11 protein-coding genes are annotated in these 11,434 nt (G+C 33.9%); all 11 read right to left on the bottom strand.

Translation table 11 applies throughout. The features are described from left to right. Nucleotides 1-35: 35 nt before the first annotated feature. On the bottom strand, nucleotides 36-1,739 hold the full coding sequence (locus RPL90_RS06995) for a proline--tRNA ligase (protein WP_313547219.1): 1,704 nt from the start codon (nucleotides 1,737-1,739) through the stop codon (nucleotides 36-38). Nucleotides 1,740-1,759: 20 nt separating this feature from the next. Beyond that, the gene (rseP, locus tag RPL90_RS06990) at nucleotides 1,760-3,043 is read right to left on the bottom strand and encodes an RIP metalloprotease RseP (RefSeq protein WP_313547217.1); all 1,284 of its coding nucleotides are present in this window, start codon (nucleotides 3,041-3,043) and stop codon (nucleotides 1,760-1,762) included. Nucleotides 3,044-3,351: 308 nt separating this feature from the next. Next, complete coding sequence (locus RPL90_RS06985) at nucleotides 3,352-4,134, bottom strand: phosphatidate cytidylyltransferase (RefSeq protein WP_313547216.1); 783 nt, start codon at nucleotides 4,132-4,134, stop codon at nucleotides 3,352-3,354. A gap of 15 nt (nucleotides 4,135-4,149) precedes the next feature. Continuing rightward, the gene (locus RPL90_RS06980) at nucleotides 4,150-4,914 is read right to left on the bottom strand and encodes an isoprenyl transferase (RefSeq protein WP_313547214.1); all 765 of its coding nucleotides are present in this window, start codon (nucleotides 4,912-4,914) and stop codon (nucleotides 4,150-4,152) included. A gap of 254 nt (nucleotides 4,915-5,168) precedes the next feature. Continuing rightward, nucleotides 5,169-5,723, bottom strand: a complete 555-nt coding sequence (gene frr / locus RPL90_RS06975; protein ID WP_313547213.1) for a ribosome recycling factor — start codon at nucleotides 5,721-5,723, stop codon at nucleotides 5,169-5,171. Nucleotides 5,724-5,738: 15 nt separating this feature from the next. Beyond that, entirely contained in the window at nucleotides 5,739-6,461 is a 723-nt protein-coding gene (gene pyrH, locus RPL90_RS06970) for a UMP kinase (protein ID WP_061854834.1), read from the bottom strand. Nucleotides 6,462-6,597: 136 nt separating this feature from the next. After that, the gene (gene tsf, locus RPL90_RS06965) at nucleotides 6,598-7,476 is read right to left on the bottom strand and encodes a translation elongation factor Ts (RefSeq protein WP_313547212.1); all 879 of its coding nucleotides are present in this window, start codon (nucleotides 7,474-7,476) and stop codon (nucleotides 6,598-6,600) included. 90 nt (nucleotides 7,477-7,566) lie between these two features. Further along, a complete protein-coding gene (gene rpsB / locus RPL90_RS06960) occupies nucleotides 7,567-8,361 on the bottom strand; it encodes a 30S ribosomal protein S2 (protein ID WP_061854836.1) in 795 nt (264 codons plus the stop codon). 229 nt (nucleotides 8,362-8,590) lie between these two features. Further along, on the bottom strand, nucleotides 8,591-9,364 hold the full coding sequence (codY, locus tag RPL90_RS06955; protein ID WP_313547210.1) for a GTP-sensing pleiotropic transcriptional regulator CodY: 774 nt from the start codon (nucleotides 9,362-9,364) through the stop codon (nucleotides 8,591-8,593). A gap of 24 nt (nucleotides 9,365-9,388) precedes the next feature. Further along, the gene (gene hslU, locus RPL90_RS06950; protein WP_313547208.1) at nucleotides 9,389-10,792 is read right to left on the bottom strand and encodes an ATP-dependent protease ATPase subunit HslU; all 1,404 of its coding nucleotides are present in this window, start codon (nucleotides 10,790-10,792) and stop codon (nucleotides 9,389-9,391) included. 99 nt (nucleotides 10,793-10,891) lie between these two features. Further along, nucleotides 10,892-11,434 (bottom strand): ATP-dependent protease subunit HslV, encoded by a 543-nt coding sequence (gene hslV / locus RPL90_RS06945; RefSeq protein WP_048794070.1) that lies wholly within the window; start codon nucleotides 11,432-11,434, stop codon nucleotides 10,892-10,894.

The following is an 11,434-nucleotide window of genomic DNA, read 5'->3' as shown; positions in this document are numbered from 1 at the left end:
ATTATAACAAAATATTAATCGCTCTGCTTGTCCTGTTATTTAACTTTTTCATATAACGCTTTTGCATAATCTAATAAATCATCAACGTGAACGTCTTCACTTTCGCCTAAATCTCTTCTTTTCACTTCTACTATGCCTTCTGCTGCATTTTTACCGATAACAACTCTAACTGGTAAACCAATTAAATCTGCATCATTAAATTTAACGCCAGCACGTTCTTTACGGTCATCGTATAAGACATCAAATGAATCTTTCAAGGAAGCGTATAGCTGATCTCCTAATTCACGTTGTTCATCTTTTTTAGGATTTAACGTAATTAAATGTAAATCAAATGGTGTAACTGCTTTTGGCCAAATGATACCATTGTCGTCATTGTTTTGTTCTACAATAGCACTTAATGTTCTAGAAACACCGATACCATAACAGCCCATTAATAATGGTTTTGCTTTACCTTGATTATCTAAAATTGTCGCATTCATTGCTTCTGAATATTTTGTACCAAGTTTAAAGACTTGTCCTACTTCAATACCTTCAGCAAAATGCGCTTTCCCAGAACCATCTGCAAGTGATTCTCCTTCTAAAATAAATCTAAAGTCACCATATGCATCAACGTCAAAGTCTCTACCAATGTTAGCATTCACTAAATGATAGCCGTCTTCATTCGCTCCAACTACAATATTATTTAAATCTTGTAATGCGTTGTCTGCGTATATTTTAATATCTTTATCAAATATCGGACCTAATGAACCTGGATTCGCACCTAATAAATTAACGATTTCTGATTGCGTTGCAAGTTCGATATTGTCAGTTTCAAAGTATGACTTTAACTTCACATCATTAATTTCATGATGACCACGAACTAATATCATAATAAATTCGCCGTCGACTTTAAAAATCATAGATTTAGTTATTTCATCTAATGGTCTATTTAAGAAATCAGCTAATTCTTGCGCCGTATGTACATTAGGCGTTTCAATTTTAGCTAATACTTCTACAGGTTGATGTTTTTTATTTGGTTCATAAACAACTTCAGCCTTTTCTATGTTTGCCGCATAATCGCTATTTTCACTATAAACGATAGTGTCTTCACCAATATCACTTAAAGCCATAAATTCATGTGTATGATTACCACCGATAGCGCCGGAATCAGCTAACACAGGACGTGCATTGATACCTGAACGTGAAAAAATTCTTTTATATGCTTCATACATATCTTGATATGTTGCATCTAAAGATGCTTCATCGACATGGAATGAATAAGCGTCTTTCATTATAAATTCTCTACCACGCAATAACCCGAAACGTGGACGCTTTTCGTCACGATATTTTGATTGAATCTGGAATAAAGTCAGGGGTAATTGTTTATAGGATTTTAACTCATCTCTAACGATAGATGTCACGACTTCTTCATGGGTAGGTCCAAGCGCAAATTCACGACCGTGACGGTCTGTTAAACGCATAAGTTCAGCGCCATAAGAACCCCAACGCCCTGATTCTTCCCATAATTCAGCTTGTTGTAATGCAGGCATTAAAATTTCGACTGCATCGATACTTTCCATTTCTTCACGTATGATTGCTTCAAGCTTATTTAATACGCGAGTGGCTAATGGTAAATAACTGTAAATCCCACTAGTACTTTGTTTAATGAGCCCTGCTTTTAATAATAGTCTGTGACTAAGTGCTTCTGCGCCGGCAGGTACCTCTTTCATAGTTGGTATAAAAACCTTAGATTGCTTCATACACTTTTACTCCTCTCTCGTTATAAGAAATAGCGTTGAATATCATTCCATGTAACTAGGACCATGATGATAAGAACAAAAATAGCCCCTACTGCAATAATTGCTGATTCAACTTTTTTATTTACTGGTTTTCTAAATATTGCTTCATATATAACAAATAATATACGTCCACCATCTAATGCAGGAATTGGTAATAAATTCATTAGTCCTAAGTTAACACTTAATAATGCAGTCCAACTAATTAAATTAATAATGCCAGTTTTAACGACAGTATCAACGTTGTGATAAATACCGACCGGACCATTTAACATATCAAATGAAAATCCACCTGTGAAAATACTAGCGATCATACTAACGATAGCAGTGAAAATAAATTTACCTGCATGTATTGTTTGTTCGACACCACTTACTAATGGTTTAAATGCGGAATGCTCATTTTTAGGTTGGAATCCTAAAATATATGATGTTTGAGTTTTTGTTTTAGTTATCTTTTGTTCAATTTTTTTAGGCGTAACTTCGACTGTCTTATCTTTACCATCACGTTCTACTGTAACATCAGTTTTATTACTTTTTATTTTATTTAATTCATCATTTATTTGTTGTTTCTTAGTGATTTTTTGATCACCGATTTTTACTATTTTGTCACCAGTCTTTAGCCCTGCATTTTGTGCGGGATAATTATCTGCTAAATGACCTATTGTCGTAGTTGGCGTACCTTGATAATAAGCCAAGCCAATAAATAGAACTAATGTAAGTAAAAAGTTAAATAAAGGTCCAGCAAATAATGTTAAAAACTTTTGGTATGGCTTTTTGTAAGTAAATTGTCTGTTTTTTGGAGCAATTTGAATTAAACTACCATTTTCAACAAAGTATGCTTTATGCGCGATTGGATAATGATGTCGTTCATCATCTGAACCAACACCTTCAATAAACAAACCTTCTTTAAAATCACATTGTTTTACTTCGATTGCTTCGATTTGTTGGAATTTGTGCTGATCATCTAGAATGATGTGTGTGATTTCATCTTGCTCATTTAATTTAATTTTAACATGCATGCCGGGTTTTACTGGCGGTTCTTCTAAACCATCACCAGCCATACGTACATAACCACCAACAGGTAATAAGCGAATCGTATAGAGTGTTTCGTTTTTTCTAAAACTGAAAATTTTAGGACCCATTCCTATTGCAAATTCTGGACACATGATTCCTGCACGTTTGGCGAAAAACATATGTCCGTATTCATGTACGGATACTAATACGCCAAAGACGATAATAAAAGCAAATATTGTTACTAAGAAACTCAATTATATACACCTCGTGTTTGATTAATTTAGTCGCATAAAGTGTAAAAGTTAGCAGTTAATATTTATCTACAATAATTTAAAACTAGTTAGACGTAACTTTTACATTTATATATGGTTATATCATTTCATTAGTGTTATTAGGGATAAGTTTTTACAACTTGTGAAAAGGAGTTAAGAAATAAATAACTACTCAAATGATGTAGTTATTTTACCTCATTAACTCCTGCTCGACAACTTTATTCCATTATACAATCGTGACATTAATTTGTATGTATATGCTCGCTAGCAGTAATAAATTAGTCACATCATTACGCTTGAATAAGTAAAATATTAACTAGTGGTAAGACAAACATAAAGCTATCAAAGCGATCTAATATACCACCATGACCAGGTAATATTCTTCCAGAGTCTTTCACTCCAAAATGACGTTTAAACCCTGATTCTACTAAATCACCAAGCTGTCCGAATGCACTTAGTACAACAGTCCAGATTAGTAATAACCAAACAGCGATATTAAAGTCAACAAAAATCAACATAATAATCGGTACTAATAAACTACAAATTAAACCACCAATAAAACCCTCAATCGTTTTATTTGGACTGATTACTGGCCATAATTTGTGTTTACCCATTAAACGGCCGAAAATATATGCACCTGTATCTGTTAACCACACTACTAGAAAGGCATATAAAATATAATGTAATCCTTCAGAACGTGTTGCGTATAAATACATAAATCCAATACCTACATATGCAACAGCCATTAGACAGAAGGCCGCATCCATAAAACTAAATCTATTTTTAGACAATACAGTATAACTTAACAAGATAAAACTAATTGCTATAAGCGATTTAAGTTGGAAATTATCAATCCATGTCCCGGCATCTTGAGGTAACATTATAATCAATATTCCAAGCGCACAAATTAATCCTGGAATTGACATAAATTTAATCATGTTCATATTTAATAATTCTTTTAAACCTATAAAAGCAAGTAAATATGAAAATAGCATTAGTATAAATCCGCCCTTAAGTAATATAGGAAGGAAGATAATCAGAGCTATTATTGCAGTTAAAGTTCTAACTTTCATACTATTCTCCTAACTTTATAGTCCACCAAAACGTCGTTGGCGTGACTGATAAATTTTTATACATTTTGTTAGTTCTTCTTTATCAAAATCGGGCCATAATTTTTCATTAAAGATAAATTCACTATATGAAACTTGCCAAATTAAGAAATTACTAATGCGCTGTTCACCAGAAGTTCTAATTAATAAATCCGGATCAGGATAATTATGAGTGAATAAATGATCTGAGATTAATTTTTCGTCAATTTGATCGGAACTAGCACCTTCTGCTATTAATTGTTCATACAGCGATCTCACACTATGTACAATTTCAGCACGCCCACCATAATTAATCGCAAATATTAATTTCATACCTGTATTATTCTGAGTATCGGTCTTCGCCTTTTCTATTGCCTTTAGTGTAGACTTAGGTAAATTTTCTAAAATACCTATCGTTTCAACTTTAACATTATTTTCAATAAGTTCGGGTAAAAAAGTTTTCAAAAAATTTACTGGTAAGCTCATAATATAATTCACTTCATTTTCAGGCCTAGACCAATTTTCTGTAGAAAATGTATAAAGTGTTAAATATTTTAATCCCATATCGCTCGCAGCTTTTGTGATTGATTTTACGGTTTGCATACCTTGATAATGACCTTTAATTCTCGGCAGTTTACGTTGTTTTGCCCAGCGACCATTGCCATCCATTATGATTGCAACATGTTGAGGTATGTTATGTATGTCCAAATCATTATTTTCATGATTTGAAGGTGTTTTATTCTTCTTTTTAAGGTTTTTAAACATGGTATTTCCTCCGAGCATGATCATCTCTGTATATTATAATAGGTTCTTTATACAATTATCTACCATTTTATCATACTAAAACTGTACATTACATAAACAAAGAAAAAACTGTACCAAAGTCTTATTTGATACAGTCCACTATCTTCACAAAACTAATTACTGTAATACAAACTTAAATTGCCCATATTATAATAGATTAGTTTTAAAAAACGTCATGAATTGTACAAATCACTTTTGGCACAGTCTTACCATGATTATACTGATAAAATATCTTGTTCTTTATCTTCAAGTAAATTATCGATTTCCTTAATAGAATCGTCAGTAAGTTTTTGTATATCATCTGTTTGTGATCTTAAGTCATCTTCAGTAATGTCACCGTCTTTTTCTTGTTTCTTCAAAGAATCATTACTGTCACGACGAACGTTTCTTACTGCTACTTTAGCATTTTCACCGATTTTTTTTACTTCTTTAACTAATTCTTTACGACGTTCTTCAGTAAGTGCTGGTACAGAAATTCTAATAACTTCACCATCACTTGAAGGATTTACGCCTAAGTTAGCCGCATTGATAGCTTTTTCAATATTTCCAACAGAGCTTTTATCATAGGGAGAAATAACAAGTAAACGTGCTTCAGGCACATTGATGCTTGCTAATTGTTGAACTGGTGTTGGTGCACCATAGTAATCAACAGTTACGCCATTTAATAAATTTGAATTAGCACGTCCGGCACTAATGTTCGCTAATTCTCTTGATAAATTATCGATTGATTTTTTCATCTTACTTTTCGTGTCATTAATTATGTCACTCATATTTTACACCTCTGATTATTTAGTAATTAACGTACCTATTTTTTCGCCCATCACTGCACGTTTAATATTGCCTTCTTCCATGATTGAGAACACATTTAAAGGAATATTGTTATCCATACAGAATGATGAAGCAGTAGAATCCATTACTTGTAGGCCTTCTTGTAACATTTGGATGTGCGTTAAATGCTCATATTTAATAGCATTCGCATCGACTTTAGGGTCAGCAGAATATACACCATCTACATTATTTTTACCCATTAGGATAACATCTGCTTCAACTTCAGCTGCACGTAAGGCAGCAGTAGTATCTGTTGAGAAGTAAGGGTTACCGATACCAGCAGCGAAGATAACAACTCTTTTCTTCTCTAAATGTCTAATAGCACGACGTCTAATGTATGGTTCTGCCACTTGTTTCATTTCGATTGAAGTTAAGACACGTGTATCACAGTCTAGTTGCTCTAGGCTGTCTTGTAATGCTAGCGCGTTCATAACAGTTGCTAACATGCCCATGTAGTCCGCAGTACCACGGTCCATACCTAAATCCGCACCTGTTTTACCTCTCCAAATATTGCCACCGCCAACAATTACAGCAATTTCACAATCCATTTTTGCAACTTCAGCTACTTGTCTAGCGACACTTTTAATAATCATAGGGTTAATACCGCTACCTTTATCTCCCGCAAGTGCCTCACCACTTAATTTTAAAACAACACGTTTGAATTTTGAAGTATCAGCCATCGTCTTATCCTCTCTATTGAAAATATATGTAAATGATACAAGTAAAGAAGACACGTGAGTTGGACCTATACAAAAGTTTATCTTTTATACTGAGGCACAAAAGGTGTCTTCTTTCTTGTTCAACACTTATGAAAAATTATTTCATTTGTCCTTTAACTTCATCAGCGAAGTTTTCTTCGCGTTTTTCCATACCTTCGCCTACTTCATAACGTACGAAGTCAACAAGCTTACCACCTTTAGATTTTAAGTAAGCTTCAACTGTTTGGTCAGGATCTTTAACAAAGTTTTGGTCAACTGCACAAATTTCTTGTAAATATTTACGTAAACGACCTTCTACCATTTTTTCAACGATATTTTCTGGTTTACCTTCATTTAATGCTTGTTGTTTAAGCACTTCTTTTTCGTGTGCGATTTCTTCTTCATTTACTTGATCAGAAGAAACATATTTAGGGTTGATTGCCGCGATATGCATAGCGACATCTTTAGCAGCTTCTTGGTCTGTTGTTCCTTCAACAACGCTAAGTACGCCAATACGTCCACCCATGTGTTTGTAAATACCGAAAGCGTCGTTATCTGTTTTAGTTCTAACTGCAAAACGACGGATACTTAATTTTTCACCAATTGTAGCAATTGATTCTTTCATACGTTCATCAACTGTTTTACCGTCAGATAATTTAGTTTCTAATAATTCTTCTACTGTATTTACTTTTGTTTCAAGCACTTGGATTGCAATTTCTTTAACTAATTCTTGGAAACCTTCATTACGAGCAACGAAGTCAGTTTCTGAGTTGATTTCTACGATTGCTGCGTCGTTTCCTTTTTGTTCCGCATGTACTAAACCTTCTGCCGCGATACGGTCAGCTTTTTTAGCTGCTTTTGAGATACCTTTTTCACGTAGATAATCGATTGCTTTATCGATGTCACCGTCTGTTTCAGTTAGCGCTTTTTTACAGTCCATCATACCAGCGCCAGTTTTTTCACGTAATTCTTTAACAAGTTTAGCTGAAATTGCCATTTAATATTCCTCCATTATTTCATAAATTTATTATTTATTTTAAAAAAGGGTGATAAGCCTCATTATCTTATCACCCATTTTACATTATTCTTAGTTTGATTCAACAGAAGTGTTTTCTTCAGTTGATGCTGATTCAGTAGCTTCAGTTTCAGTTGATTCTTCAAGATTAATGTTTTGTTCTGCTGCTACTTCTTCATTAGATACACCTTGTTGACCTTCTAAGACTGCATCTGCCATTTTACCAGTTAATAATTTAACTGCGCGAATAGCGTCATCGTTTGCTGGGATAACGTAATCAATTTCATCAGGATCACAGTTTGTATCCACAATACCTACGATAGGGATGTTTAATTTACGTGCTTCAGCAATTGCGTTACGCTCTTTACGAGGGTCAACTACAAATAATGCTTGAGGCATTGATTTCATATCACGAATACCGCCTAAGAATTTGATTAAACGGTCGTATTCTTTTTTAAGTTCTACAACTTCTTTTTTAGGTAATACTTCGAATAAGCCATCTTCTTCCATTTTTTCAATTTCAGAGATGCGTTTGATACGTTTAGAGATTGTTTTGTAGTTAGTTAAAATTCCGCCTAACCATCTTTGGTTAACGTAAAACTGACCAGCACGTTCTGCTTCAGCTTTAACTGATTCTTGTGCTTGCTTTTTAGTACCTACAAATAAAACGCGTCCGCCATCTTCAGAAATTTGTTTAATGAAGTTATAAGCTTCTTCTACTTTTTTAACTGTTTTTTGTAAGTCGATGATATAGATACCATTTCTCTCAGTGAAAATGTATCTTTTCATTTTTGGGTTCCAACGGCGTGTTTGGTGACCGAAGTGAACACCTGCTTCTAGTAATTGTTTCATTGAAATTACTGCCATGATTAAATCCTCCTAATGGTTTTTTACCTCCACAAAAAGCTCATATAAACACGAAATAAATTATTTCGCACCCTTTATACTTCTACTCTTTGTGTGTGTATTGGCTCAATAGCCGTTTACTAATATACCACAATTATAATAACTACGCAATAAATTAATTTCGCCAGATTTCATAATAAAAAAACGACTCGCAAAATATTTATTACTGTCGCTTTTTTATGAAAGAATATTATTTAATATTACTTAATTCATCAAGGAATTTTTCTTTTTTAACTTTAATAAAAGTCCCCTTCATGCCGAGTGAGCGGGATTCAATGACCCCCGCACTTTCTAACTTTCTTAACGCATTAACAATTACAGATCTTGTAATACCCACTCTGTCTGCAACTTTAGATGCAATAAGTAACCCTTCTTTGCCACCTAGTTCTTCAAAGATATGATCAATGGCTTCGCTTTCTGAATAAGAAAGGGAATTAATAGCCATATTGATTGCTGCTTTATCACGTGCTTCTTGTTCTACCTCGTTATGTTTTTCACGTAGAATTTCCATACCGATAACAGTGGCAGCATATTCACCTAGCACTAAATCATTTTCAGAGAAGTCATCATGAACACGTCCTAGTACAAGTGTACCTAAACGCTCTCCTCCACCTAATAATGGGAAGATTGTTGTTCTGCTATCTTTGAATAAATCTTCATTTTCAGGTGGAAATACTGTAAGTACATCATTAATACTAATATTAGATTGTGTTTCTTTCACGTCCATTAACTTTTCAGTATATTCGCTTGGAATATGTCGATTTTCTAGCATTTGAATAATACGTTCATTTTTTAATAGTTCATTTAAGCTTGAACCTAATATTTTACCTTTTCTTGATACAATAAATACATTCGTTACGGTAACGCTACTAATTGTTTGTGCCATATCTTTAAAGTCTACAGCTATACCTTTATGCTTTTGTAACAGTGTATTTAATTCTCTCGTTTTTGATAATAAACTCATTTTGTCTCTCCTTTATCTTTGGTTTTATAGTATAAACGCGCTTAAATCTTTGTTCGTTGAAATTGATTTTAGTTTGTCGTCAACATACTGTGGTGTGATGTCTACAACTGCATTCGGCATATTAGGTGCTTCGTACGATAAATCTTCTAACATTTTTTCTAATATCGTGTGTAAACGTCTTGCACCAATATTATCAGTATCTTGGTTTACTTGATGTGCAATTTCGGCTAAACGTTTAACTGCTTCATCAGTAAACTTAACTGTGACATCTTCAGTTAATAGTAACGCCTCATATTGTTTAATTAGTGATAATTTAGGTTCTGTTAATATGCTGACGAAATCTTCAACTGATAAGCTTTCTAGTTCTACACGAATTGGGAAACGGCCTTGCAATTCTGGAATCAAGTCACTCGGTTTAGATACATGGAATGCACCTGCGCCTATGAATAGCATATGTTCAGTATTTACAGTACCATATTTTGTTTGAACCATGCCACCTTCAACAATAGGTAAAATATCTCGTTGTACACCTTGACGTGAAACATCTTGGCCAGAATTTTGATTGTTAGTAGCAACTTTATCTATTTCATCAATAAATATAATGCCCATTTCTTCAGCAAGTTTAATCGCTTCTTGATTAGCAGTCTCTTGATCAATTAATTCATCTGCAAACTCATCAGTTAAAATTTTACGTGCTGTTTTAACAGGTACTTCACGTTCAACTTTTTTCTTAGGCATTAATTGGTTCATCATGTCTTGCATTTGTTGATTTTGATTAGTACCTAGCATCCCCATTGCGCCAGGATCTTGTTCAACTTTGATACGAACTTTCTCTTCTTCAAGTTTACCTGCTAACAGTTGTTGCTTAATTTCTGAACGCTTCGTTTTAATTTCTTCAGTTGGTGCTTCTTCTTCATCTTCTTGGTTTTGACCAAAGTTTGGCATATTACCACCAAGTAGAGATTCTAAAGGATTTGAAGATTGACTCGCTTTTTTCTTCATACTTGGTACAAGTAGTTTCACTAATTTTTCGTTAGCTTTTTTCTCTGCATCGTCTTTGACTAATGCTTTTTTCTCTTCTTTTACTAACCTAACAGCAACATCTACTAAATCTCGTACCATACTCTCGACGTCACGACCAACGTAACCTACTTCGGTAAATTTAGTTGCTTCTACTTTAATAAAAGGTGCACCTACAATTTTCGCCATGCGTCTAGCGATTTCTGTTTTACCTACACCAGTAGGGCCAATCATTAAAATGTTTTTAGGTGCAATTTCTTGTTTTGTTTCGTCAGAAAGTAAACTTCTTCTATATCTATTTCTTAACGCTATCGCAACTTTGCGCTTGGCGTCTTCTTGACCTACGATATATTCGTTTAATTTTGAAACTATGTCTTTCGGCGTTAATTTTATGCCATTTTCAACCATAGTAATAATACCCTCCATCTCAAATACAATAAGCTGTTTTGCTTGTTTTCGTGTACGTTAACTATTAATTATTCTATCTATAACTAAGGTTAAGTATTTTTAAAGTTCTTCTACAACTATTTGGTCATTTGTAAATACGCAAATATCGGCAGCAACTTTTAAACTTTCATAAGCCATTTCTTTTGCGCTAAGATTTGTTGCATGTTTTTTCAATGCTCTACCAGCACTCAAAGCATAATTACCACCAGAACCAATTGCTATCAAGTTATCATCAGGTGCAATAACTTCTCCTGTGCCACTGACAACAAGTATAGATGATTGATCCATGACAATTAACATTGCTTCTAATTGGCGTAATTGTTTGTCACCACGCCATTCTTGAGCTAGTTCAACTGCTGCACGTTCTAAATTACCACCAAATTGTTGTAATTTAGTTTCAAATTTTTCAAACAATGTAAAAGCATCAGCAACACTTCCTGCAAATCCTGCTAATACTTTTCCTTCATACAATCTTCTTACTTTTCTCGCGGTTTGTTTCATAATTACTTGTTCGCCTAGAGTAACTTGGCCATCACCGGCCATCGCACAATGTCCATCATGTTGAACTGCAAATATTGTCGTGGCATGAATTGATGTACTCAT

The sequence above is a fragment of the Staphylococcus kloosii genome (assembly GCF_032139365.1).
Taxonomy (GTDB): domain Bacteria; phylum Bacillota; class Bacilli; order Staphylococcales; family Staphylococcaceae; genus Staphylococcus; species Staphylococcus kloosii_A.
Note: the sequence above shows the minus strand (reverse complement) of the source record. Positions and strands in the feature narration are given on the sequence as shown.